The sequence below is a fragment of the Bacteroides oleiciplenus YIT 12058 genome (assembly GCF_000315485.1).
Lineage (GTDB): Bacteria > Bacteroidota > Bacteroidia > Bacteroidales > Bacteroidaceae > Bacteroides > Bacteroides oleiciplenus.
In genome coordinates, this window is record NZ_JH992942.1 from 747,082 (window position 1) to 771,770 (window position 24,689).

Below are 24,689 nucleotides of genomic sequence, written 5' to 3' on the forward strand. Positions count from 1 at the left end.
ATAAAATATTTATTATAGACTATATGAAATTTACAGATATGAAAAAGAATAATATAAAAATGGCAGTACTATTGGCCTCTGCATTATTTTCTATGAGCAGTTGTAGTTTATCCCTTTTAGATCAGGATAATCCTAATGCCCTTACAAAAGATAGTTTTTGGCAAACGGCGGAAGATGCGAAAGCTAATCTGACAGCCGTGTATTCCTCTTTTAGAGATCAATATTTCCATAGATTCATTCCGATGGCATGGCGTGGTGATGACGTACAAGGTACAGCTTCTAATGCAAACTATTCGCAATTTGATACCTTCTTACTTTCAGATGCGAACACCACTTGTTCTACAGCATGGAATCAGAATTTCAAGGGCATTTATTATGCCAATCAGGTAATTCACTATGTGCCGAGAATTAATATGGATGAAACTCTGAAAGAACGCTATATTGGAGAAGCGAAATTCTTACGTGGATATTTCTATTTTACGTTGTATATGGAATTTAAGAATATTCCGCTTATAATTGATATTATCGAATCAAAGGATGAATATAACCAGCCTCAAGCTAATCCCGAATTAGTATTGGAACAAATAGCAAGAGATTTTGAAGATGCCTCCTTAGCTTTGCCTGCTACTTATCCGGCCGGTGATTTAGGACGCGCTACGCGTGGTGCTGCTTTAGGTTATCTAGCTAAAGTGAGAATGTTCCAAAAACAATGGCAAAAAGCATCGGATGCACTTGACCAAATAGTGCAATCTAAGACTTATAGTCTGATGCCTACATTTCAAGAGGTGTTTTTGGAATCGAAAGACTTTAATAAGGAAATATTATTGGAAATTCCGTTTTCGAATGCTAAAGTAGATGGAAAAGATTTGTCCACGAGCGATAATAAACGAGAGGCTATGTCAAAAGTGGGAGGTTGGTATATGTATTGGCCTACGGATTGGCTCTTTAGTGAAATAAAAAAAGAGTTAACCGTTGATGGTGAATATGATCCCAGGTTATATACCACAATCATATTCCCTAATACGAAGATGAAATATTATGGCAAATCTTATGAAAGCTGGTTTGGCAAAAATTCAAAAGCTTTAGGGTTTGGTAAATATGCTGAATGGGAAGTACTTAATGATAAAATTAAGAATAACTCCGGCAAAAATCAACGATTATTGCGTTATTCTGATATTTTGTTGCTGCAGGCAGAATGCTTATGTAGATTGAATAGAGTAGGTGAAGCTGTTTCCTATGTAAATATGGTTCGTAATCGTGCTGAACTATCAGACTTACCAACAAATATATCTGAAAATGATTTGTTAGTTGAAATTGAACATCAAAGAGTGATAGAGTTAGCGTGCGAAATGAATCGTTATTTCGACTTATTAAGATGGAATGGTAATATTTTAGGTACGAAGAATATCAAAGAAGTATTTGAAGAACACGGAGATGGCGGCGCTGAAAATTTTGTTGTAGGAAAAAGCGAATTGATGCCTATTCCTATGTCGGAAATGCAAATTAATCCGTTGATTGTTCAGAACCCTGGATATTAAAGATAGTGCATAAATAAATATCAAATATAAACCCTTAATAGATAAAATGATGAAAATAAATTCTTTTAAGAAATTGCTGTCCATTATCGCACTTTGTATACTACCCATGTTTGCATGTAGTAATTCGGATAACAATCAAGGAGGTGGGGGCAATAATAATGACGAACCGACTTCTGAAGTGGAGATAAATATCAATACTGCTTTGACAGGTGATTTGATTCCTGAGGATTTTAGTGGATTAAGTGTTGAAACAGGTAGTATTAGAATAAATAATGCACATTATAATGGCTATTTTTTTAGTGGGGAAAATGCACAAACTCTGCAAATTTTTAAAAATTTGGGATTGAAGCATTTAAGAGTAGGAGGCGGTTCGGTAGATATGAATCAGACAGAGCCCACTTATAAAGATATTGATGAACTGTTTTCCTTTGCAAAGAAGAGTGGTGTGAAGATAGTCTACTCTTTTCGTCTGCTAAATGGGGATATGGAACATAATGTAGAACTTGCGAAATATATCTGGGGAAAATACAAAGAATACATTGATTGTTTTTCTGTGGGAAATGAGCCTGATTGGAATTCCTATCATAAAGAGGATCCGGAAATCACAGATTATCCTACTTATCGTGATAAATGGAAAAAATTTGCAGAAGCAATAGCAGAAGCAATACCTGGAGCTAAATTTACGGGTCCGAATACTGGTTCTAACTATCCGGTTACAGGTGCAAAGGATACTGACTACAATGGTTCGTCCTGGACTGTAAATTTTGCTAAAGATTTAAAGAATACTGGGCTTATTTCAAAATTGTCGCAGCATAATTATGTAGGTCAGGATGTGGCAGCATTAGGATTAACTCCCAAGCAAATGATAGATAAAATGCTTTCTTCATCGTGGGTTGATAATGAATATCCTACTTTGTATAATGCGACACTGAAACCGGTCCTTGATGAAGGTTTCCCTTATCGTTTGGCAGAATCTAATAGCTTTAGTAGTGGATGTGACGGTGGAAGCAATTGTTTTGCGACAGCACTATTTGCATTGGATTATATGCATTGGTGGTCTGAGCATAAATGTATAGGTGTAAACTTCCATAATAAACAATGGGTGTTGAATGCACCTATTACAATGAATGAGGTGACGGGAGATTTATTGGTAAACCCAGTAGGATATGGCATTGCAGCTTTCAATTTAAGTGGAAATGGACGGATTCAGCCAATAACTGTGGATAAGAATGAAGCTTTGAATGTAACAGCTTACGCAGTAAGGAATGGTAAGAATATTTATGTCACATTGATTAATAAAGAGTATGGAACTAATGCTGAAAAAGCAAAAGTTACAATTAATCTGGATGCAACAGTACAAAAAGTTGAAACTTTAACGTTGACTTCACCTGAAAGTAATCCGGCATCAAGGAAAGTCACTTTGGGCGGTGTTGCAATTAGCAATTCTGAAGATTGGAATGGAAAATGGGAATCACATAGTGCTGATAATATGACATTTGAAGTTAATGCAACTTCTGCACTAATTGTAAAAGTATCAATGAAGTAATCTTTAAATTACCAATAATTATATGAGAATAAATTTTAGAAAATCATATATAGGCAAAGGGCTATTACATCAATTATGTAACTGTATATATGGTTTATTCGTTATCTCTTTGTATCTGTTTTCGGTAAATAGTTATGCTGATAATATCCCTACAAAGAAGTCGTATACGATTTCATTGAATCAAGATTGGTTGTTTGGTGGTGAATTTCAAACAGAATATTTCGACTCCAATTTTAATGACTCCAATTTTGAGAAAATTACTATACCGCATTGCGTTAGCAAATTGTCTTGGCAAAACTGGGATGTGGATTCTTGGCAGAAAGTATATGGATATCGCAAGCATTTTTCATTACCACAAATTGAAAATGATTCACGAGTAATTCTTCATTTTGATGGAGTTATGGTTGGGGCGACCCCTTGTATTAATGGTCATAAGTTGAAAACCCATCTAGGCGGATATCTTCCCTTTGAGTATGACATTACTTCTTTGGTGAAGGAGGAGAATATTTTAACAGTTGCGGTTGACTCAAGATGGAGTAATGTTCCACCTCAAGGTGCATCAATGGGGCCCAAACGTATCGATTATTTGGAACCGGGAGGCATTCATCGTTCGGTATATCTAAAGATAGTTCCTCAAACTTATATTAAAAATATTTTCTGTAAAACAGAAGAGGTTTTAAAGCCCTCACGAAAAATGAATGTATTATGTACGCTTGATGCAGTAAAGTCTGTAAAGAATCAGTTGACATTAAAAGTAAGATTAGAAGATAAGGGGTGTGTTATTTCGGAAGGGATAAAAGAAGTTGATGTAAAGAAGGGAAATGTAGAAACATCTGTTACTCTCTCTGATCTCAGTAATATAATACTGTGGGATATTGATAATCCTAAATTGTATGATGTATTTGTTACTTTGCATGACAATGGAAAAGCGGTGCATAGTAGTAAAACAAGAATTGGATTTCGTTCTGCTGAATTCAAATTAGATGGGTTTTATTTAAATGGGAAAAGGCTTCAACTTTTTGGTTTGAACAGACATGAGTTATATCCTTATGTAGGATATGCCATGCCCGATAGAGTTATGCGTAGAGATGCGGAGATACTTAAAAATGATTATAATTGTAACATAGTTCGCTGTTCTCACTATCCGCAAACAGAAGCATTTTTAGATGCTTGTGACGAACTCGGATTGTTGGTTTGGGATGAAGTTCCCGGTTGGGGATATATTGGAGATAAAGAATGGAAAAAATTGCTTGTACGCGATGTGGAAGGCATGATTATCAGAGATAGAAACCATCCATCAGTCATTATTTGGGGAACACGTGTCAACGAATCTAAGAGTGATATTGAATTGTATAAAGAGACACGTGCTCTTGCTGGTAAATTAGACGATACTCGTCCTACTTCCGGTTCAATGACCTCTGGTACACGAAAGACATGGGAAAAAGACTGGAGTCAGGACGTGTTTGCTTATGATGATTATCATGCAGATCCTGATGGCAGTGTGGGTATTCATGAGCCTACACCAGGTTATCCGTATATGTTAGCTGAAGCAGTAGGGCAGTTCAATTATGCGGCACTTAAAGATTTTAATTGCTATTATAGTCGGCAGGTCGATTTGGAAACATTGGAATCGCAAGCGCTTAGGCATGCTGAGGCGCACAGTAAGTCAGCAGCCACAAAACGTAATAGTGGTGTTGTAGCATGGTGCGCTTTTGATTATGGAAGTTTGATTAATGCATTCAAAACGGTTAAAACGCCTGGTATTGCTGATGTGTTCCGTATTCCTAAATTGGGTGCTTCTTTCTATCTGTCGCAATGCGACCCGAAAAAGAAGGTTACTTTGGAACCTAACTTCTATTGGAGCTTTTCTGAAAAGTCACCGAATGGACCTGGTAAGAAAGCTGCCATTTTCTCTAATTGTGAACAATTAAGATTATATATTGATGGTGGGCTTTATGCAACTCTGAATCCGGATAATTCAAAACTGCCTAATGTTAAGTATCCTCCCTTTTATGTTGATCTTGAGTTCGATGGGGATGTTAAGCCCGTAGAATTGCGTTTGGAAGGCTATATTAAAGGAATGAAAGTAATAGAGAAACATTATTCTTCGGATGTCAAATGGAATGATTTCTTGTTGCAGGCAGATAGCGATGAAATAGTTGGTGATGGTATTGATGCAACCAGAGTGGTATTTGGTGTTACCGATAAATATGGTTCGCTTAGGCCGTATGGAGATGGATTGGTGGAGTTTTGCATTGATGGACCTGGGGAGATAATAGGTGATAATCCCTTCGATTTGTCTGAAAATGGTGGATGTGGTGCTGTCTGGATTAGGTCTAAGCAAAATTCATCCGGTATTATAACTTTGCGGGCAAAGAGTTTATGCCATGGTGTTAAGGCAGTAAAGATTAATGTGAAGTAAATAAGTTGATTTAAATGAAATGATAAATTATGAAAGTAAGAGTTAGATATTTATTCTTTTTGATGATTGGTATCTTATTGGGGGCTGAAGTATCTGCAAAGCCAATATTGAAAAGTGATTCTGTTAATCCAAGCTCCATAAAAAAAATACATTTGATATTTAAAACGCATCTTGATGTTGGTTTCACGAATTTTGGTGATTCTGTGATTAAAACTTATATGGATGATTTTATTCCCAGAACTTTGTCTTTGACAGAATCACTTCGACAAGGTGGAACAAGTGAGCGTTATTTATGGACTACCGGTTCATGGTTAATATATGAGTTTTTGAAACAATCGGATCCTGTTATGGTAAAGAGAATGGAAAAGGCTATAAAAAATGGAGATATAACTTGGCATGCTTTACCTTTTTCTACACATACAGAATTAGCTGATCCTTCATTGTATGAACTTGGAATTCAAATATCCAAACAGCTGGATAAACGTTTTGGTAAGAATACGATTTCTGCAAAAATGACTGACGTCCCTGGGCATACACGTTCTGTCGTTCCTATTTTAGCAAGAAACGGAATTAAATTTTTGCATATTGGGGTAAATTCTGCTAGTACTGCTCCCGATGTTCCTCCTTTATTCAGATGGCAAGCTCCTGATGGAACAAGTGTTATTGTGATGTACCAACAGGGATATGGTAACCAAATTGTTCTGCCAGGAACAGATGTTATGGTAGATATTCGTTTTACAAATGATAATCATGGACCCCATTCTCTTGCACAAATTAAATCTATTTATAAGGAGTTGCACGAAAAATATCCAAATGCTGAAATTGTAACATCTACATTGAATGACGTTGCGTATGAAACGTTGAAAATAGAAAGTACTCTTCCTGTCATAACGAAAGAATTGGGTGATACTTGGATTCACGGTGTAGGTAGTGATCCGGCATTAGTGTCTGATTTTCGTGCTCTTTCCCGTTTGAGACTGAAATGGATAAATGAAGGGAAATTTGCATTTGGTGACGAACAGGATCTCTCTTTTGGATTGCCTTTGTTAATGGTGGCTGAACATACTTGGGGAAGAGATGTAAAGGTCTATCTGAAAGATTGGAATATATATCTTCCTGCTGATTTTAAAGCTGCACGTTTAAAGTCTAATTTTAAACAAATGGAGCAATCATGGAATGAAAAGAGAAGGTATATTAGCCGTGCTATTGATAATCTACCTTTAAAAGAGAAAAAGGAGGCTTGGGATATTTTGAAATCATTGAAACCTTCTTTGTCCTCTGTCTCCGGGTATTCAGAGTTGAAGGATTTCAGTAAGATAGTTAAAACGAAATATTATGAAATTAAGATAAACCCTTCCAATGGTTCAATTATTTATTTGAAAGATAAGAAAAGCGGTCAAAATTGGGCTAATGGGGAGCATCCGTTATTCCTGTATTCTTATCAAACATTTTCAAATGCGGATTATGAAAGGTTCTTGAATCAATATCTTATTAAAAAAGTACAGTGGGCGTTAGAGGATTTTGGCAAACCCGGATTAGAAAAATTAAATGTGGTGTCGAAAGTATGGAATCCTACTCTGGTTTCAGCTCATTGTAAAGAAGATAAATTAGGAACATCTGTATTATTGAAGATGAGTGTTCTCGATGATAAACGGCAAATAGTGGGGGGGAGTCCGGCAGAAATCTATGTTGAATTAACTTTCCCGAATGACACTAAGGAAATACAGGCTACATTGAAATGGTTTGGTAAACAGGCGTATAGATTACCTGAAGCTTCTTGGTTCTCATTCACTCCAATTGTGGGAAAAGGAGATTGGACTGTAGATAAAATGGGAGGCATCGTTAATTTCCGAGATGTAGAAAGCCACGGAAACAGAAAAATGCATTCTTGTATCAATGGTGTACAATTGAAAACAATTGATAGTGCAACAATGTCAGTCGGTTCCTTGGATGCACCTTTGTCTATGTTTGGAAACAGTTCTTTATTGGATTTTAACAATAAATTGCCTAATGTTGAAGACGGTGTGCAGTTTTGTCTTCATAACAATGTGTGGGGTACGAATTTTACAATGTGGTTTGATGAAGATATGCAATATCGCTTTGTTGTAAAATTGTAAATGACAGTTCTCGATAGGTAAAATATAAAGCGTTCATGTGGTTTCATTAAATGCAATAAAGGCGGAAAGTCATAAGAACTTTCCGCCTTTATTCATATGTATTACTATGGTTTTACACGATACCTTGTGCCATCATAGCCTTTGCTACCTTCATGAATCCGGCAACGTTAGCACCCTTCACGTAGTTCACATAACCGTCAGCTTCTGTACCATACTGTACGCAAGCTTCGTGAATATTTTTCATGATGCTCTTCAGTTTCTCGTCTACCTCTTCTGCACTCCAGCTCAATTTGATAGAGTTCTGAGTCATTTCCAGACCAGATACTGATACACCACCTGCATTGGCAGCCTTGCCCGGAGCATACAGAATTTTGGCATCCTGGAATACTTTGATAGCTTCCGGAGTAGAAGGCATGTTAGCACCTTCGGATACTGCCATTACACCGTTGGCAACTAATTGACGGGCGTGGTCACCGTTCAGTTCGTTCTGAGTTGCAGAAGGCAGAGCGATGTCAGCTTTTTCACCCCAAGGCTTAGCTCCTTCTACATATTTCACACCCGGATATTGCTCTGCATACTCGCGGATACGTCCACGGTAGAGGTTCTTCAATTCCATGATGTAATCCAGTTTCTCGCGGTCGATACCTGCCGGGTCGTAAACGTAACCGTCAGAGTCAGACATGGTGAGCACTTTACCACCCAGTTCTAATACTTTTTCAGCAGTATATTGAGCTACGTTACCAGAACCGGAGATCAAACAAGTCTTGCCTTTCAAGTCGGTGCCTTTGGATTTCAGCATTTCCATCAGGAAGTAGATGTTACCGTAACCGGTAGCTTCCGGACGAATCAGTGAACCGCCGAACTCACGGCCTTTACCAGTGAATGTACCGGTGAATTCACGAGTCAGTTTCTTGTACATACCGAACATGAAACCTACTTCACGGCCACCTACACCGATATCGCCAGCAGGTACGTCAGTCTCAGGACCAATATGACGCCACAATTCCAGCATGAATGCTTGTACGAAACGCATTACTTCGGCATTGGATTTACCGCGCGGAGAGAAGTCGGAACCACCTTTACCACCACCCATAGGCAGAGTAGTCAGAGAGTTTTTGAAGGTTTGTTCGAACGCAAGGAACTTCAGGATTGAAAGGTTTACAGAAGCGTGGAAACGGATACCACCTTTGTACGGGCCGATAGCATTGTTGTGTTGAACGCGGTAACCCATGTTGGTCTGAATGTTACCCTTATCGTCCATCCAAGTCACGCGGAACTGGTAAACACGATCGGGGATGCAAAGACGTTCAATCAGATTGACTTTGTCAAACTCCGGGTGTTTGTTGTACTCTTCTTCAATTGTAGAAAGTACTTCTTCCACTGCCTGATGATACTCTGGTTCGTTGGGGAACCGTCTCTTCAAATCTTCTAATACCTTAGCTGCATTCATAATTTATTTCTTTTATTGGTTGCTACTAAATATAATTGTCTTAACAAAGTATTTCTAAGTTTGTTTTTTCTCTGTTGCGGTTGCAAAAGTACACATAAAAATCAAACAAGCAAACAATTTATAAATAAAATGCGGCATAAAACAACAAAAATATTGTTTTATGCCGCAAAAAGGAATAAAAAGATATTATTTATTCTCTCTTTAATGATTTTATTACCGGAATGAACACTAATGCTGCCGAAATGATAAGTGTTACTACTACTGGTCCGTCAATTCGTTCGGCAGTTGTTAGAACTATGTAACAAAGTGCCGCCCAGAGCAGCACAATGCAAACACTTTGTGATTTCGATAATGGTCGTCTCATTTACCTGCCTTCTTTTTTTCCACGATGGCGTCGATGACTGCTACTGCGGTGATGTTTACGATGTCGCGTACAGAGCTTTCAAAGTCGGTGAAGTGAATAGGTTTGTTCAATCCCATTTGTATAGGACCGATTAGCTCCATATCCGTATTCATGGCTTGCAGTAGTTTGTATCCAGAGTTGGCGGAACTTAGGTTCGGGAAGACAAGTGTATTCACATCTTTGCCTTTCAGACGGGTAAATGGATATTTGGCATCGCGCATTTCACGGTTCATGGCGAAGTTTACCTGCATCTCGCCATCAATGGCAAGTTCGGGATAGTTTTGCTGCATGTAGTCCACAGCTTCATGTACGCTTACCGGGCTTCCTTCTTTGTCTGCGCCAAAGTTGGAGTAACTCAGCATGGCCATCACGGGTGTGTGGTTGAAGAAACGTACTGTGTTGGCAGCCAACTTGGCCACATCAATCAGGGTTTCGGCATTGGGATGGCGGTTAATTAGTGTGTCTGCCAGGAAGTATGTACCTTTTTTGGAGTTCAGGATATGCATAGTACCGAAGTGTTTATATTCCGGCTGTATCCCTATTACTTCTTTGGCAACCTTGATAGTATTGCTGTATTTGGTGTACAATCCGGTAATGAAAGCATCTGCTTCTCCAGTTTCTACCATCATCATACCGAAGTAGTTGCGCTCGAACATCTTGTCGTTGGCTTCCTCGTAGGTGGCACCTTCGCGGGCACGCTTTTCGGAAAGGATACGGGCATAACGTTCGCGGCGTGGAGCTTCGTCCGGGTGGCGCAGGTTTACGATTTCAATGCCTTCCAGGCTGAGGTCGAGCTCTTTTGCCAGTTTCTCGATGGCCTCATCATTACCTAATACGATAGGGTGGCAGATACCTTCGGATTTTGCTTCTACGGCAGCTTTCAGCATATTGGGGTGAGAACCTTCGGCAAATACTACACGTTGCGGATTGCGGCGGGCGGTGTCGTAAAGCTGGCGGGTCAGTTTACTTTCGTAACCCATGAGTTCACGAAGTTGTACGCAGTAAGCATCCCAGTCTTCAATGTTTTTGCGGGCTACACCGCTTTCCATTGCAGCTTTAGCCACTGCCATGGATACTTCGGTGATAAGGCGCGGGTCAACCGGTTTCGGGATGAAGTATTCCGGACCGAAAGTGAAGTTATTTACATGGTAGGCCTCGTTCACTACATCAGGCACAGGCTGTTTTGCTAGATTAGCGATGGCGTGTACGGCAGCAATTTTCATTTCCTCATTGATGGCTTTTGCCTGAGTATCGAGCGCGCCACGGAAGATATACGGGAAACCAATCACATTATTAATCTGATTCGGATAATCTGAACGTCCGGTTGCCATCAATACGTCGGGGCGGGCTGACATAGCTTCTTCGTAAGAGATTTCTGGTGTTGGGTTGGCCAATGCAAAGACGATGGGCGACGGAGCCATGCTGCGTACCATATCTTGTGATAACACATTTCCTTTGGATAATCCCAGAAATACGTCGGCGCCTTTGATGGCTTCTTCCAAAGTATGGATATCAGTACGGTCGGTAGCGAAGTAACGCTTCTGTTCGTTGAGGTCGGTACGTGTCTTGCTAATAACGCCTTTGCTGTCCAGCATCACGATGTTTTCTAGGCGAGCACCCAGTGAAACATAAAGTTTCGTACAAGATACAGCCGAGGCACCGGCACCATTCACTACGATTTTCACTTCTTCAATCTTCTTGCCTGCCACTTGCAGAGCATTCACCAATCCGGCACTGGAAATGATAGCTGTTCCGTGCTGGTCATCATGCATCACGGGGATGTCGAGTTCTTCTTTCAGGCGGCGCTCTATTTCGAAACATTCAGGAGCTTTGATATCTTCCAGGTTGATACCACCGAAAGTAGGAGCAATGGCTTTGACTGCTTCGATAAACTTTTCAGGGTCTTTCTCGTTCACTTCGATGTCGAATACGTCGATGCCGGCGTAAATTTTGAAAAGCAATCCTTTACCTTCCATTACGGGCTTGCCGCTCAATGCGCCTATATCGCCCAGACCGAGCACTGCCGTACCGTTGGAGATTACAGCTACCAGATTACCCTTCGCTGTATATTTGTATGCGTCCTGCGGGTTCTTTTCTATTTCAAGACATGGCTCCGCCACGCCGGGGGAGTATGCAAGCGAAAGATCGGTTTGGGTACTGTAGGGCTTGGTAGGCACTACTTCTATCTTACCTGGTTTGCCCTGTGAGTGATACAACAAGGCAGCTTCTTTGGTTATCTTAGCCATGGTAGTTGATTATGAGTTGTTAGTTAAAAGTTATAATTTGGCCGCAAAGGTAGGAATAAATGTGATAAAATGTAAGTGTGTGTGCGATAAAAACTATTAAATTGTACTTATTTAGGGCTTGTGATAAGGAGAAGGAATAAACAAGGCGAAAGACTTTTCTGTCTTTCGCCTTGTTTATTTTCAGAATATTAAATATCATTCTTTCGGATACTTTAGCCTATGGAGAAAATGGTTACGGGCTATCTCCTTTTATTGGGCTTTCTCTTTTGCTTCCGGTGCTTTGTTTATCAGTTCCAAGAACAGGTCGAGTCGTGGGTGATGATGATTTGTGCACAGCGGTTGCATTGTTTGCCCAACTCGGTGTCATTATGCGTTCAGAGCTTGTTCAATATCTGCAATGATATCATCCGCATTCTCTATACCCACCGAGAAACGGATCAAATCAGGACGTATACCGGCTTTCATCAACTGTTCGTCCGAAAGCTGGCGGTGCGTATGGCTGGCGGGGTGAAGCACGCAGGTGCGGGCGTCAGCCACATGGGTGACGATAGCTGCCAGTTTCAGTGAGTCCATGAATTTGATGGATACTTCGCGACCTCCCTTCAAGCCGAAGGTGACAACACCACAAGAACCGTTCGGCATGTATTTTTGTGCCAGTTCGTGATATTTGTCTCCGGGCAGACCACAGTAATTAACCCATGCCACCTTATCGTTTTTAGAGAGATATTCGGCAACTGCCTGTGCATTCTTGCAATGTTGCGGCATACGCAGGTGGAGCGTTTCAAGACCGATATTCAGCAGGAATGCATTCTGCGGAGACTGAATGCTGCCGAGGTCGCGCATCAACTGTGCGGTAGCTTTGGTGATATAAGCCATTTTGCCGAAAGCTTTTGTATAAGTCAGCCCGTGATAGGATTCGTCAGGCGTGCATAATCCGGGGAATTTGTCGGCATAAGCATCCCAATTGAAGTTTCCGCTGTCCACGATGGCACCGCCTACGCTGGTGGCGTGGCCGTCCATATATTTGGTAGTGGAATGCACCACGATATCGGCGCCCCATTCGAATGGGCGGCAGTTAATCGGGGTGGGGAAAGTATTGTCTACAATCAAAGGCACGCCGTGGCTGTGGGCGATGCGGGCGAACTTCTCGATATCGAGCACTTCCAGCGTCGGGTTGGAGATGGTTTCACCGAACAAAGCCTTGGTGTTCGGGCGGAAAGCAGCGGAGATTTCTTCCTCCGGTGCATCCGGGTTGACGAAAGTAACATCAATACCTAACTTCTTCATGGTCACGCCGAAGAGGTTGAAGGTTCCGCCGTAGATGGTAGATGAACAAACGAAGTGGTCGCCTGCCTGGCAGATATTAAAAATAGCGTAGAAGTTGGCAGATTGTCCGCTGGATGTCAGCATGGCAGCCACACCACCTTCGAGGGCAGCTATCTTGGCGGCAACGGCGTCGTTCGTCGGGTTTTGCAGACGGGTGTAGAAATAACCGTTCTCTTCAAGGTCGAAAAGACGTGCCATTTGTTCACTCGTTTCGTACTTGAAAGTTGTACTTTGATAGATGGGGAGTACGCGGGGTTCACCCTTTTTAGGAGTCCATCCGGCTTGTACGCAGAGGGTCTCCGGTTTAAATTGTTTGGCCATAACGCTATCTATTTTATAGTTTCTTATCAATTAACGCATTTATGGGCGCAAAAGTAGGGAAAATAATTGTATTTTTGTCCGCAACAGTTGAAGTATGTTTGCTAAAAGCAGAGTAATTATGGTTCGGATATTATTTTTGTTGTTTGTATCTTCTTTCCTGTTTCTCACTCCTTTCCACGCCTCGGCGCAGGAGGAAAGGGCAACACCGAGATCTGGTGAGGGCATTTCGGCCTTCTTGCAGCGCAATAAGCGTCCCGGCAAAGCCTATTATCAGGAGTTTCTGAAACTGAATAAAAAGCAGCTACGCGGGAAACAGGAATTGCGCTTAGGGGTAAAATACCTTCTTCCGCCACTGAAATCCGGGACAGAAACTGCTGCTGATTCATCTACTTCCTCTTCTGCTGCTTCCACTGCTACCTCCACTGTCGGCTCCGGCAAAACAATTCATGAACCTCTTTTCGGAAAAGAACTGGCTAAAGTCCAGGTGACCGGTAATCGTCTGAAGGGTGCTTGCTTCTATGTGGTCAGTGGGCATGGGGGGCCCGACCCCGGTGCTATCGGTAGGATAGGAAACGTCGAACTGCATGAGGATGAATATGCTTATGATGTCGCCCTGCGTCTTGCCCGTAATCTGATGGAAGAAGGGGCGAAGGTTTATATCATTATTCAGGATGCCAAAGACGGTATCCGTGATGACCGTTACCTTAATAATAGTAAGCGGGAAACTTGTATGGGAGACGCTATCCCTCTGAACCAGGTGGCGCGACTTCGCCAGCGCTGCAACAAAATCAACGAACTTTATAAGAAAGACCGCAGGAACTACACCTATTGCCGTTCCATCTTCCTGCATGTGGATAGCCGTAGCAAGGGACATCAGACGGATGTCTTCTTTTATCATGCCCCCAATAGTGCTAACAGTAAACGTCTGGCAACTACAATGAAGAATACTTTTGAGTCCAAGTATGATAAACATCAGCCCAATCGTGGTTTTACGGGTACAGTCGGTCCGCGTAATCTGTATGTGTTGGCTAATTCTACTCCTGCCGGTGTTTTCGTAGAACTGGGGAATATTCAGAATACCTTCGACCAACGCCGTTTCGTAATCAATTCTAATCGCCAGGCTTTAGCGAAATGGATGATGGAAGGTTTTATCACTGATTATAAAAAGAGTAAGTAATCACTCTTATCAGCTTGTTTTCTTCTCGTGCATAATGACTACGGTAACTGCCATCAATATCAGCAATATGCCCAAACCACTGCCCAGCGTGAAACTCTCTTTGAAGACCAGACATCCGATAGTTACCGCAGTAAGCGGCTCTAAAGCTCCGAAGATGGAGGTCAGTGTAGGACCGATGTACTTGATGGCTTTCACGAGCGTAATGTTTGAAATGGCTGTTGCCGGTAGTGCCAGCCCGAAGATATTCAGCCATGTTTGTCCGCCTGTTGCCAACTGAATACCACCTGTCAGACTTCCCCCTATAATAAAGAATAAAGCGCCCAACCCCATGACGTAACAAGTCAGTGCGGTAGATGGGATATGAACGGCACGGCTCTTACGTACTCCGACGATGTATCCACCGTAAAAGAATACGGACAGCGTGGCAGCAATCAACCCTGTCGTTGTATTTCCACCTTTAAAGTCAATCTCTCCCGATGATAACAATGCCGCACCTGCCAGCGAAACCAGTACGGCAAACAGAATGGAGAATGATTTCTTTTCCCGGAAGAAGAACATCATAGCGAGGGCAACAGCCAGCGGATACATGAAATGAATGGTGGAGGCCACTCCGCTAGCGATATGTTGGTAAGCAATGACAAGGCTTAGTGAAGTTGCTGCCCGGAGCAGGCTCAATACGAATATGGTTCCCCAATCTTTCCGGCTGATACGGAAAGTTTCTCTTAATAGTACGCCGAATATTCCCAGGGTGAGCGAAGCGATTCCCCAACGGTAAGCAAGCACTTCAAAAGAGGAAAAGCCTGAAGCCAATAAGGATATGGTGAAAAAAGGGGCTAATCCGAATGTGGAGGAAGAAGCTGCCGCGTATATATAACCTTTTATATTGCTCATGGTTCCGATTCAAATTTTTATACAGGATTCTGAAATCCGCTGCAAAAGTACGAAATACAAAGGTGAAAAAATCCATAATCGAGAGCAAAATCGCTTTTATATTGTTATAAGCTCAACGCCGACTATAATTGGGCGAATGATGGTTTACTTTAAAATGAAAAATTGTATGGGAAAGAAATTATTAGTCTTGGGCGCATTTGTAAGCGTTGTTATGTTTGTGTCCTGTACGGGCAGTAAGAAGGAGGCGGTGACTTATACCCCCGAAGAGATTGCAAATGCAGGGCAAGTGGTGAAATATTACGATACTTCATTGGCTCTGTTGAAGAATGTGGTGAAAGAGAGAGACGTAAATGCGGTTCTGGGGTATATGGAACAGCAGTCTAAAGTGCAGATGTTTTCGCATATCATGTCTCCTGTCATTTCAAAGAAAGATTCTGCGGCGGTGATACAGCCGGGTGACTACTTTGGCGACGATGTACGGCAGAACCTGATACAGAATTATACCGAACTTTTCCAGTCAAGGGGGCAGTTCTATGCTAATTTCAATAAATACCTGTCTCTGCTGAAAGAGAAGAAAACGGAAGGAATAGCGGATTTGCTGAACGACAATTATGAACTGAGTGTGGAGATGTCCGAATGCAAGCAGAACATATTTGATATTCTGAGTCCTATAGCTGCACAAGCTCAGCAAGTTTTGCTGGTCGAGAATCCGGTGAAAGAGCAGATTATTGCAATGAAAAAGATGAGCCTGACGATGCAGAGCATTATCAACCTCTATGCCCGCAAGCATGTGGAAGACAAAGCCCGTCTGGACCTGAAGATTGTGGAACTGAGACTGCAACTGGATGCAGCCGAGAAACTGCCCGCCATAAAAGAGCATGAGGAGCAAACGGAGAAATTCAAGGATTTCTTGTCGAAAACTGAAGAGTTTATGAAGATAGTGCAGGATATCCGCCAAAAGAATTCGTATGCAGATGAAGATTTCGAGACTATCAGTAGTTATGGATTGAGTATTATATAATATCTTTCACCACTCGCGGCACAATCATCTTGTGGAAAGGTTTAATAAAGAAGAAATAAACCTTTCCTAACGCATTGTGATACTGAACTACTGTCGTCACGTCTATCAGGTTGTTTTCTATCTTGGCAATGGAAACATAAAACAACAGATGCTTGTCGTCTTTCCTCATGATGGCTTCGTTCTCCGTATCTTCTATTATATAGTCTTTTAGATAGTCTTCGTCTTCCGATTTCAGAATATCTCCGCCTTCAATGCCGAAAGGTTTCACAAGGATATTCCTGACTTTGTAAAGGAAACTAAGCCATGCCGGGGAATGGGTGAATATCTTCTTGATTAGTTCTTTAGGAACAATCTGTTCCGCAGGTTTGCTGGCTTTGATAACGAATGTATCATGATAATCTGCCGGGAGGTATTTGTCGATAAGCTTTTCCATAATCAGAATAGAGGGGATTAGTTAAGATGTTTATTTCTGCAAATGTAGTGTTTCCGGGCGAAATAATCGTGATATTTGGGTAATCAATTCATAAATTCAATATCTTTGCGATATACCGTAATAATATATTCCCATGATAGTTAACCGAAGATTAGAACAGCTTGAATATGAGAATGCCGTAACACTTTCATTGGAAGTGTATCTTCAGTGTGGCGAAGAAGATTTTGACGAACAGGGTCTGGAAAGTTTCAAAAGCTTTGTCAATGATAAAGAAGTGGTGAACCGATTGGTTATTTACGGTGCGTTCGATGGAGATAATCTTGTGGGAGTGCTGGCAACGAAGAACGAAGGTGAACATATTTCTCTCTTCTTTATTAAAAAAGAATATCATCGGAAAGGTATAGGGCGGAAACTGTTTGATGCCCTTATTGGAGATGACCCCGTATCCGGAATGACGGTGAACTCATCTTCGTATGCTGTTCCTTTCTACAGGAGTCTGGGCTTTAGGGAAGTGAAGGAGCCGCAAGTGACGAATGGGCTGAGGTATGTACCGATGAAAAGGGAATAAAGAAACTTATTTTATTGTCATTTTGCTCCATCATCCTGAGCTTGTCGAAGGATCTCCTCTCTTGCGTCTATGAGGAGAGATACCTCGACTACACTCAGCATGACAGACTATTATTCCACCGGAATATAAATTTCCGTCAACAAATCTTCCGGTTTCGTCTCGCACGGATCATTCAAATAGCGTTCTGCGCTCGGTTCATCCCTCAACGTACATTCCATTTCCGGGAGAAACTTACTGTAAATCGTGTCGTATACGCTTTGCAGATGTTCATAAGAGCCTTTGTAGGTAAACACGGCATAACGTCCGGCAGGCAATTGCTTGAAGCCGATATCACTTTTCGGAGTTATGGTGGCAGGCATCACCATACAAACGTCGGTACGCAATTTATCGGCAGGCGTCACTTTGGGGTCATCATGATAAATGCAGTACGGAGACATATCGCCCATCGGCAGCTTTTCCTCTTTGATGAACTGGAACAAACGCATCCATGTGCCACCGTAATCATTCAGTTTGTAATCTCCGAACAAGCGGATATAGATCACATTTCTGGCGGGCACTTCTCTTATTTCTTTCTTTAACTCTAAATTGGGTCTGATAATTGCTGGTTTCATAATTACAAATTTTTTATTGTTACGGTACTCTATTGGTGAAATCCCGTAGAACTGTTTGAATATTTTCGACAGTGATGACGGTGAGGAATACCCGATGCGGTAAGCGATGTCCGCTATCGGCAAATCCGAGTAGCGCAACAAGCGGGCGGCGGCTTCAGTTCGTGTCCGGACTATGAACGTCCCGATGGGCTCACCCAGAAATGCTTTCATGATGCGGTGGAAGTAGAACGGAGAGAAATGAGAAATCTTGGCCAACGATTTCAAATCTATCTCTTCTCCAAGATGGAGGTTGATGTAGTCCACCACTGCATTTACACACTTCTGATACTCTTCACGCGTTGTCTTCTTACTATGTTCCATAGGTTCTTTATTGAATTTCACGATGCAAAAATAAGGGGAAATAGAATAGGGGACTTGTCCAAAGTTGCTATAAATTCAATATCTTTAGAATAAGATAAGCGGCATCTCAGCATAATTTTTTTATGCAAGCATGAAAGTTCTGCATTCGATTTGCATTATCTTTGTGTCCTCCTGATTTTAAAGAAATGACCAAAGATATAAAAAAGAAACTACAAGAGTGGGCTGCGACCTATCATTGTGCCGATTTTATTCAGAATGACCCGGTACAGTTCCCTCATCGCTATACGCTGAAGCAGGATATAGAAATCAGCGGCCTGCTGACCGCCATCATGAGTTTTGGTAACCGCAGGCAGATTCTGAAGAAAGCAGATGAATTGCATGCATGCATGGGGGCGTCTCCTTATCAATATGTTCTTTCGCGTCGGTGGGAGAAGGATTTCCCGGTGGAAGAGCGGCGCAGTTTTTACCGGATGCTTTCGTATGCGGATTTCCATTTTTATTTTGAACGCCTGCATACGGCTTATTCGGATTATGACAGTCTGGAAGATGCATTGCAGGTATATCCGGGAAAGCCGATGGAGAAGCTTTGCCGGTTTCTGGAAGTTTCGTCCAAAAGTCCGCAGAAGAAACTGAATATGTTCCTGCGCTGGATGATACGGAAGGGACCGGAAGTTGATTTTGGCATTTGGGAAAGTTTTGATTGCCGGGAATTGATTATTCCTTTGGATACACACGTCTGCCGTGTAGCCCGTTTGCTGGAACTGACCGAGACAGAAACTTTTTCTTTGAAGAACGCACAAAGGATAACTGCCGCGTTGGCGGAAGTCTTTCCGGATGATCCGTGCTTTGGAGACTTCGCTTTGTTCGGGTATGGAGTGAATAATAAATAGTAGTCGCATCAGGTATGAAATCAATTTTTTATATTCTGTTCTTTGCTTTTATATCCTTGTTTTCTGTGAAAGCGCAGGATAAATCTTCCTGTAAAGTTGCACTTGTACAGCCTCATTTGGTTTGGGGAGATGTGAAAGCTAATTTATCAGCTTTTGATAAACGTGTTCAGCAATGCAAAGGTTGCGATTTGATTGTCTTCCCGGAACTGTTCACTTCGGGGTGCGAAATGAAGAAAAAGGACAAGGCTGAGGCTATACGTACTAAAGATGAAATTGCTTCTCACTATCCGGCTATTATAAGGAAGATGCAGAAGTGGGCGGCCCAATCTAAGGCGTTGATTATCGGTTCTACCATTTATAAAGAGGAAAGAAAATACTATAATTGTCTTTTGACAATCTTCCCCAATGGAGATTATCAGTATTATGATAAGCATAATTGTTTTAAGAAAGGTGGCTTTTCTCCGGGTAACAAACAACTGGTATTTTCCTGGAAAGGACATCGCTTTGCTACTTATATCTGTTATGATCTCCGCTTCCCGGAATGGAGTAGGAACAGCGACCAATATGATACAGCGTAGATGATATTGTGATTGTAGAATATTAGGTAGTTTGCGGCTAACGGCACTCTTTTTAACCGCAAACTGATAAATTCTGTAAACTATGTCCCTTTTTTACTATTCCCCCTAAAACCCTTTGTCTACCTTTGCCGCAATAATCAAATCCTTTATATTTGCACTATGCAAACTTTCCGTATCGTAAAACCTGCTCCTGCATTGTCTCCTTATATCCGTTATTACTGGATATTGCGGGATGATGCCGCTATGCCGGTATCGGAACGAACCCTGCCTGTCGGCTGTGTGCAACTGGTGTTTCATAAAGGCAAACGGTTGATGTGCCTGCAAGAGTCGCAGTTGCAACCGCAATCCTTTATTAGCGGACAAACGTTCGGTTTCTCCGATGTCATGTCGACGGGAGTTATAGAAATGATAACGGTCGTCTTTCAGCCCTATACGGCAAAAGTCTTTCTGCAAATTCCCCTGCATTTTTTCAACGGACAGAATGTTTCCACGGATGAAGTGGAAGACAGGGAACTTTCCGATTTATCTTGCCGGATAACGGATACTCCGGATAACGACCAGTGCATCCGGCTGATTGAACAATTCTTTTTCCATCGCCTAGCTTCCGGTTTCGAATATAATCTGAAACGATTATCGACAGTTCTGGACGAAATCAATCTTCATCCGCAGGTAAACACCTTGCAACTTTCCGATGCAGCTTGTCTCAGCATCAAACAATTCGGCCGTGTCTTTACCGATTATATCGGTACTACCCCAAAAGAATTTCTCCGCATTGTGCGTATGCAGCGTGCCTTGTACGTTCTGCAACAAAATCCCGGTTTACCTTTTGCACAAGTGGCCTATGAATGTGGTTTCTCCGACCAGTCGCACATGATTAAAGAGTTTAAACTCTTTTCCGGTTACACCCCTGCGGAATACCTGTCTGTATGCGCTCCCGTCTCCGATTATTTCTCCACTCTCTAAAGATGTCCGTTTTCTTCTATGGAGGTTTCCCGTCTTGCCCTACTTTTGTCCTGTCTTTGCAAAGGCATAGTAATAACCCTAAAAAGAAACCAAAATGAAAAAGTTGATTGCATTTTTTGAGATTCCCGCTACTGACTTCCATCGGGCTGTAGATTTTTATGAAACCGTACTGAACATGAAACTTCCGGTCTTTGAGTGTGAACAGGAGAAGATGGCATGTTTCACCGAAGACGGTGAGACTGTAGGAGCCATCTCACAATCTTTTGACCTTCTGCCCGATTTCCTGCCTTCTGAGAAGGGGGTACTTATCCATTTCAATACGGATAATATAGCGACTACCCTTGAACGTGTGTTGCAGAAGGGTGGAAAAGTACTCATTCCCTGTACAAAGATAGAAGCTGATGGTAAAGGTTATTTTGCTGTATTCGCCGATTCGGAAGGTAACCGCATCGGTATTTATGCAGACAAGTGAATCAGAGTTCCGACTTTTCTGTTTACATTTGCAGCATACTTTTAAAATTCTACAAATATGATTAGACTGAATGTTTTTATTCAAGTAAGCGAAAGTAACCGTGCTGCGGTGTTGGAAGCTGCAAAAGAGTTGGTAGCATCTTCTTTGAAGGACAAAGGCTGCATTGCCTATGATGTTTTTGAAAGCGCTACCCGTAATGATGTCCTGATGATTTGCGAAACATGGCAGGATGCAGAATCGTTGTCTGCCCATGAGAAAGCGGAACATTTCGTGACGTTGGTTCCCAAAATACAGGGATTGGCTTCCATGAAGCTCGAAAAGTTTGATTTCTGATATCAACAGAGGATATGCTCCACAAGGGTATATCCTCTGAACTTTTCTTATATATATGAATTTCAGCTATAAGCAAATCTGGTTAATTGCGTATCCTATTCTCATCAGCTTGCTGATGGAACATATGATAAATGTTACGGATACGGCATTCTTAGGTCATGTAGGCGAAGTGGAATTGGGGGCATCAGCACTGGCGGGTGTGCTCTATATGGCTATTTATATGCTTGGGTTTGGATTTAGTATTGGGGTTCAGATACTGATAGCACGTAGAAATGGCGAACAGAAGTATGGTGAAATTGGCGGAATATTCATGCAAGGTGCCTTTTTCTTGTTGGCATTGGCCACTGTCATGTTTTTCTTGTGTGATTATATCACAACGCATATTCTCGGCCGACTGATTTCTTCCGATCAGGTTTATGCTGCCGCAGCTTCTTATCTGGAGTGGAGAAGATACGGGCTTTTCTTCTCTTTTATCGCTATCCTGTTTCGCGCTTTCTACATCGGCATTACCGAAACACGCACGCTGACGCTTAACTCTGTTGTGATGGTGCTCAGTAACGTTGTTTTCAATTATATTCTTATATTCGGAAAGTTTGGTTTTCCGGCATTAGGCATTGCGGGGGCAGCTATTGGTTCGTCGCTGGCCGAACTGGTGTCTTTGCTGTTTTATGTAGTATATACTTGGTTGAAAGTGGATAAAAAGAAATATGCCTTATTTCAGCGGTTCGCTTTCCGGTTGTCGGAGTTCAAACGGATTTGGAGTATTTCTTGTTGGACGATGCTCCAATCCATACTATTTCCATCGCAATGGTTTCTGTTTTTCATTGCTATAGAGCATTTGGGTGAGCGTTCTCTGGCTATAGCCAATATTATGCGCAGCATCAACACCTGCTTCTTTATGGTGATTTTTGCATTTGCCGATACGGCCAGTTCTATGGTTAGTAATCTCATGGGAAGTGGTAAAGATAAAAGTGAAATCCGCTTTGCATGCAGTCAGGCGATAAAGCTGGCTTATCTGATTGGAACCCCATTCTTGCTGCTATCTGTTTTATTTCCATCTGCCGTGTTGCAGATTTATACGAACAATGAGGAATTGGTGCAGGCAGCTTTGCCTACTACCTACGTCATGTTGGTGGGATATTTTCTTTCGGCCCCAGGATTAGTTCTGTTCAATGCAGTTTCAGGAACAGGAAACACGAACCAATCCATGAGAATCATGCTGATAACGATTGCCGTCTATGTCGTTTATGTCGTCGTCATGGTTATGTACTTCAAGGTAGATGTGGCCGTAGCCTGGACCAGCGAGTATATTTATGGAGGTATGTTGTTGCTTCTTTCCTATTTCTATTTGAAGAATCGCGATTGGAATAAACGTATCTGATAGTTATAGAGAAAAGACTTGAAACTACCCCAGGCATCCGGAGGTTGTGTAAAAAGTAAGAATCAAGTGTTCTTTGACATATTGTATAAAAAGGATTTTATATCTTTGCTTTGATAACAATAGGATTAATTTTATGGGCTATATTCAACCTTTTGATCGCAATCAACTGACTCTTCCCGAGTCTTTAGATTCTTATATCTCTTGTGAGAACCCTGTTCGTCTGATTGATGTTTTTGTCGATCAGTTTATCAAATTGCACCCTGATTTTTCATCTTATAAAGGTAACAGTCCTACAGGCCGTTCGGCTTATAGCTTTGGTACTTTACTCAAGCTGTATGTCTACGGCTATTTAAACAGTATCAGTTCTTCCCGTAAACTGGAGCGCGAGACTCTGCGTAATATGGAGTTGATCTGGCTTCTGGGTAATCTCCATCCCGATCATAAGACTATTGCCGATTTCCGTTCCAAACAAACTTCGGGCATTCATGAATGTTGCCTTGATTTCCGCCGCTTTCTGGTCAGTTCCGGTTATATTTCAGGCAAATTGGTAGCTGTTGATGGCAGTAAAATCAAAGCCAATACCAATCGTGACGGTCTTACTTTAGATGGTATTAATCGACAGTTAGCCTTGTTGGATACCCGTTTAGAGAAGTATCTGCACCAGCTTAATGAAAATGATCTGGTGGAAACAGCCCAGGAACAATTATCCGAACTCTCGGACGAGCTCGGTGTGGAGAGCTCCCTACTGGAGAAGATAGCCCATTTGAGCCAACAGGTTGAAGAACTTCAGGCGGAAAAACAGCGTATGCTGGATGAAGGTTCCAAAAGAAGCTTTCCCTCTGACCGCGAAGCTCGCCTGATGAAGACCCGCAACGGTTTTCTTCCGGCTTACAATGTCCAATCAGTGGTAGATTCCCAACATCATCTGATAGGTGCCATGCAGGTTACCGACCACCCAAATGACTTTGAAGACCTTCAATCTTCGATTCATGCCATGCAGGAAGACCTTCAGGTAGAAGTAACCCAAGCCGTTGCCGACACCGGTTATGCCAATGAAGAACAGATCCTGGCCCTTGAAGAAGAAGGCAAAGTGATTGCCGTTCCTTTCAATGAAGGAGACCATTCTCCTAAAGAAGATCGGGAGCACGGAATCTTTTTTACCTATGATGCAGACAATGACTATTATATATGCTCCCAAGAAAAGATATTACCTATTAAAGACAGGCAAGTTCGTAAACATGGAAAGCTTTATAGAAAATATCAGGGAAGAGACTGCAAGGGTTGTCCCCTGATAAAGTTCTGCACCACATCGAAAAAAGGTCGGATTATCTACCGAAGGGCAGATGCCGAACCCATAAGACAGTATATGAAGAAGTGTAAGGGGATGAAATACAAAGCGCTTATACATTTACGAAAAACATTGGTAGAACATCCCTTCGGAACTCTTAAATACTGGATGGGGCAAATACCACTCCTACTCAGAGGAAAGGAAAAGGTACAGGCTGAAATAGATTTGTACGCAACATGCTATAACCTAAGAAGGGTGACTAACATTCAAAGCATACAGGTACTATTGCAACAAGTCCACTATTGGGGTATTAAGTATACCTAATAGCGGTCATTTGCCAAAGGACAACAATAG

Annotated in this window: 20 protein-coding genes; 14 read left to right on the forward strand and 6 right to left on the reverse strand. The window is 41.8% G+C overall.

Features of this window, described 5'->3' with window-relative positions:
• Window positions 1-38: 38 nt before the first annotated feature.
• Genes HMPREF9447_RS16260 through HMPREF9447_RS16275 form a run of 4 tightly spaced genes read left to right on the forward strand, consistent with a single transcriptional unit; the run spans window position 39 to window position 7,623 of the window.
• On the forward strand, window positions 39-1,538 hold the full coding sequence (locus HMPREF9447_RS16260; protein WP_167549124.1) for a RagB/SusD family nutrient uptake outer membrane protein: 1,500 nt from the start codon (window positions 39-41) through the stop codon (window positions 1,536-1,538).
• A gap of 46 nt (window positions 1,539-1,584) precedes the next feature.
• The gene (locus tag HMPREF9447_RS16265) at window positions 1,585-3,084 is read left to right on the forward strand and encodes a glycosyl hydrolase family protein (protein WP_148374837.1); all 1,500 of its coding nucleotides are present in this window, start codon (window positions 1,585-1,587) and stop codon (window positions 3,082-3,084) included.
• 22 nt (window positions 3,085-3,106) lie between these two features.
• Window positions 3,107-5,506 (forward strand): glycoside hydrolase family 2 protein, encoded by a 2,400-nt coding sequence (locus tag HMPREF9447_RS16270; RefSeq protein WP_009130846.1) that lies wholly within the window; start codon window positions 3,107-3,109, stop codon window positions 5,504-5,506.
• A 29-nt stretch (window positions 5,507-5,535) separates the two neighbouring features.
• Window positions 5,536-7,623 carry a DUF5054 domain-containing protein gene (locus HMPREF9447_RS16275; RefSeq protein ID WP_009130847.1) on the forward strand — a complete coding sequence of 696 codons (2,088 nt, stop codon included), beginning with the start codon at window positions 5,536-5,538 and terminating at the stop codon, window positions 7,621-7,623.
• Between the two features lie 112 nt (window positions 7,624-7,735).
• On the opposite strand, the gene HMPREF9447_RS16280 is transcribed toward HMPREF9447_RS16275, so the two are convergent.
• From HMPREF9447_RS16280 to HMPREF9447_RS16290, 3 genes are all read right to left on the reverse strand, one after another.
• The gene (locus HMPREF9447_RS16280) at window positions 7,736-9,073 is read right to left on the reverse strand and encodes an NADP-specific glutamate dehydrogenase (protein ID WP_009130848.1); all 1,338 of its coding nucleotides are present in this window, start codon (window positions 9,071-9,073) and stop codon (window positions 7,736-7,738) included.
• A gap of 360 nt (window positions 9,074-9,433) precedes the next feature.
• The gene (locus tag HMPREF9447_RS16285; RefSeq protein ID WP_009130849.1) at window positions 9,434-11,722 is read right to left on the reverse strand and encodes an NADP-dependent malic enzyme; all 2,289 of its coding nucleotides are present in this window, start codon (window positions 11,720-11,722) and stop codon (window positions 9,434-9,436) included.
• Window positions 11,723-12,088: 366 nt separating this feature from the next.
• Window positions 12,089-13,369: an O-acetylhomoserine aminocarboxypropyltransferase/cysteine synthase family protein gene (locus HMPREF9447_RS16290; RefSeq protein ID WP_009130850.1), complete on the reverse strand. Its 1,281-nt coding sequence runs from the start codon at window positions 13,367-13,369 to the stop codon at window positions 12,089-12,091.
• A 118-nt stretch (window positions 13,370-13,487) separates the two neighbouring features.
• Here HMPREF9447_RS16290 and HMPREF9447_RS16295 point away from each other — a divergent pair, with 118 nt between their 5' ends.
• Window positions 13,488-14,546, forward strand: coding sequence for an N-acetylmuramoyl-L-alanine amidase family protein (locus HMPREF9447_RS16295; RefSeq protein ID WP_009130851.1), 1,059 nt, complete (start codon window positions 13,488-13,490; stop codon window positions 14,544-14,546).
• Window positions 14,547-14,555: 9 nt separating this feature from the next.
• On the opposite strand, the gene HMPREF9447_RS16300 is transcribed toward HMPREF9447_RS16295, so the two are convergent.
• Window positions 14,556-15,437: a DMT family transporter gene (locus tag HMPREF9447_RS16300; protein WP_009130852.1), complete on the reverse strand. Its 882-nt coding sequence runs from the start codon at window positions 15,435-15,437 to the stop codon at window positions 14,556-14,558.
• A gap of 166 nt (window positions 15,438-15,603) precedes the next feature.
• On the opposite strand from HMPREF9447_RS16300, the gene HMPREF9447_RS16305 reads away from it, so the two are divergent.
• Window positions 15,604-16,458: a DUF6845 domain-containing protein gene (locus tag HMPREF9447_RS16305; protein ID WP_009130853.1), complete on the forward strand. Its 855-nt coding sequence runs from the start codon at window positions 15,604-15,606 to the stop codon at window positions 16,456-16,458.
• Here the strand turns inward: HMPREF9447_RS16305 and HMPREF9447_RS16310 are convergent.
• Window positions 16,451-16,891 carry a DUF2867 domain-containing protein gene (locus HMPREF9447_RS16310; RefSeq protein ID WP_009130854.1) on the reverse strand — a complete coding sequence of 147 codons (441 nt, stop codon included), beginning with the start codon at window positions 16,889-16,891 and terminating at the stop codon, window positions 16,451-16,453. The genes HMPREF9447_RS16305 and HMPREF9447_RS16310 overlap by 8 nt on opposite strands.
• 133 nt (window positions 16,892-17,024) lie before the next feature.
• Between HMPREF9447_RS16310 and HMPREF9447_RS16315 the strand changes: the two genes are divergently transcribed.
• Window positions 17,025-17,459 carry a GNAT family N-acetyltransferase gene (locus HMPREF9447_RS16315; protein WP_009130855.1) on the forward strand — a complete coding sequence of 145 codons (435 nt, stop codon included), beginning with the start codon at window positions 17,025-17,027 and terminating at the stop codon, window positions 17,457-17,459.
• 110 nt (window positions 17,460-17,569) lie between these two features.
• On the opposite strand, the gene HMPREF9447_RS16320 is transcribed toward HMPREF9447_RS16315, so the two are convergent.
• Entirely contained in the window at window positions 17,570-18,430 is an 861-nt protein-coding gene (locus HMPREF9447_RS16320; RefSeq protein WP_009130856.1) for an AraC family transcriptional regulator, read from the reverse strand.
• A 185-nt stretch (window positions 18,431-18,615) separates the two neighbouring features.
• On the opposite strand from HMPREF9447_RS16320, the gene HMPREF9447_RS16325 reads away from it, so the two are divergent.
• The 7 genes from HMPREF9447_RS16325 (at window position 18,616) to HMPREF9447_RS16355 (ending at window position 24,659) form a co-directional block, all read left to right on the forward strand.
• Window positions 18,616-19,320 (forward strand): TIGR02757 family protein, encoded by a 705-nt coding sequence (locus tag HMPREF9447_RS16325; protein ID WP_009130857.1) that lies wholly within the window; start codon window positions 18,616-18,618, stop codon window positions 19,318-19,320.
• Window positions 19,321-19,334: 14 nt separating this feature from the next.
• Window positions 19,335-19,898, forward strand: a complete 564-nt coding sequence (locus tag HMPREF9447_RS16330; protein ID WP_009130858.1) for a nitrilase-related carbon-nitrogen hydrolase — start codon at window positions 19,335-19,337, stop codon at window positions 19,896-19,898.
• A 159-nt stretch (window positions 19,899-20,057) separates the two neighbouring features.
• On the forward strand, window positions 20,058-20,861 hold the full coding sequence (locus tag HMPREF9447_RS16335) for an AraC family transcriptional regulator (RefSeq protein WP_009130859.1): 804 nt from the start codon (window positions 20,058-20,060) through the stop codon (window positions 20,859-20,861).
• A 94-nt stretch (window positions 20,862-20,955) separates the two neighbouring features.
• Window positions 20,956-21,333 (forward strand): VOC family protein, encoded by a 378-nt coding sequence (locus HMPREF9447_RS16340; RefSeq protein WP_009130860.1) that lies wholly within the window; start codon window positions 20,956-20,958, stop codon window positions 21,331-21,333.
• A 57-nt stretch (window positions 21,334-21,390) separates the two neighbouring features.
• The gene (locus tag HMPREF9447_RS16345) at window positions 21,391-21,666 is read left to right on the forward strand and encodes a putative quinol monooxygenase (protein WP_007667714.1); all 276 of its coding nucleotides are present in this window, start codon (window positions 21,391-21,393) and stop codon (window positions 21,664-21,666) included.
• A 49-nt stretch (window positions 21,667-21,715) separates the two neighbouring features.
• Window positions 21,716-23,047, forward strand: a complete 1,332-nt coding sequence (locus tag HMPREF9447_RS16350) for an MATE family efflux transporter (protein WP_167549128.1) — start codon at window positions 21,716-21,718, stop codon at window positions 23,045-23,047.
• A gap of 133 nt (window positions 23,048-23,180) precedes the next feature.
• On the forward strand, window positions 23,181-24,659 hold the full coding sequence (locus HMPREF9447_RS16355; RefSeq protein ID WP_009129824.1) for an IS1182 family transposase: 1,479 nt from the start codon (window positions 23,181-23,183) through the stop codon (window positions 24,657-24,659).
• Window positions 24,660-24,689: the final 30 nt, after the last annotated feature.

Coding starts and splice junctions, on each gene's coding strand:
- HMPREF9447_RS16275 (WP_009130847.1), top strand. CDS start 5,536: ATGAAAGTAAGAGTTAGATATTTATTCTTTTTGATGATTGGTATCTTA.
- HMPREF9447_RS16330 (WP_009130858.1), top strand. CDS start 19,335: ATGAAATCAATTTTTTATATTCTGTTCTTTGCTTTTATATCCTTGTTT.
- HMPREF9447_RS16265 (WP_148374837.1), top strand. CDS start 1,585: ATGATGAAAATAAATTCTTTTAAGAAATTGCTGTCCATTATCGCACTT.
- HMPREF9447_RS16300 (WP_009130852.1), bottom strand. CDS start 15,437: ATGAGCAATATAAAAGGTTATATATACGCGGCAGCTTCTTCCTCCACA.
- HMPREF9447_RS16260 (WP_167549124.1), top strand. CDS start 39: ATGAAAAAGAATAATATAAAAATGGCAGTACTATTGGCCTCTGCATTA.
- HMPREF9447_RS16285 (WP_009130849.1), bottom strand. CDS start 11,722: ATGGCTAAGATAACCAAAGAAGCTGCCTTGTTGTATCACTCACAGGGC.
- HMPREF9447_RS16295 (WP_009130851.1), top strand. CDS start 13,488: ATGGTTCGGATATTATTTTTGTTGTTTGTATCTTCTTTCCTGTTTCTC.
- HMPREF9447_RS16340 (WP_009130860.1), top strand. CDS start 20,956: ATGAAAAAGTTGATTGCATTTTTTGAGATTCCCGCTACTGACTTCCAT.
- HMPREF9447_RS16345 (WP_007667714.1), top strand. CDS start 21,391: ATGATTAGACTGAATGTTTTTATTCAAGTAAGCGAAAGTAACCGTGCT.
- HMPREF9447_RS16280 (WP_009130848.1), bottom strand. CDS start 9,073: ATGAATGCAGCTAAGGTATTAGAAGATTTGAAGAGACGGTTCCCCAAC.
- HMPREF9447_RS16310 (WP_009130854.1), bottom strand. CDS start 16,891: ATGGAAAAGCTTATCGACAAATACCTCCCGGCAGATTATCATGATACA.
- HMPREF9447_RS16335 (WP_009130859.1), top strand. CDS start 20,058: ATGCAAACTTTCCGTATCGTAAAACCTGCTCCTGCATTGTCTCCTTAT.
- HMPREF9447_RS16315 (WP_009130855.1), top strand. CDS start 17,025: ATGATAGTTAACCGAAGATTAGAACAGCTTGAATATGAGAATGCCGTA.
- HMPREF9447_RS16320 (WP_009130856.1), bottom strand. CDS start 18,430: ATGGAACATAGTAAGAAGACAACGCGTGAAGAGTATCAGAAGTGTGTA.
- HMPREF9447_RS16270 (WP_009130846.1), top strand. CDS start 3,107: ATGAGAATAAATTTTAGAAAATCATATATAGGCAAAGGGCTATTACAT.
- HMPREF9447_RS16355 (WP_009129824.1), top strand. CDS start 23,181: ATGGGCTATATTCAACCTTTTGATCGCAATCAACTGACTCTTCCCGAG.
- HMPREF9447_RS16325 (WP_009130857.1), top strand. CDS start 18,616: ATGACCAAAGATATAAAAAAGAAACTACAAGAGTGGGCTGCGACCTAT.
- HMPREF9447_RS16290 (WP_009130850.1), bottom strand. CDS start 13,369: ATGGCCAAACAATTTAAACCGGAGACCCTCTGCGTACAAGCCGGATGG.
- HMPREF9447_RS16305 (WP_009130853.1), top strand. CDS start 15,604: ATGGGAAAGAAATTATTAGTCTTGGGCGCATTTGTAAGCGTTGTTATG.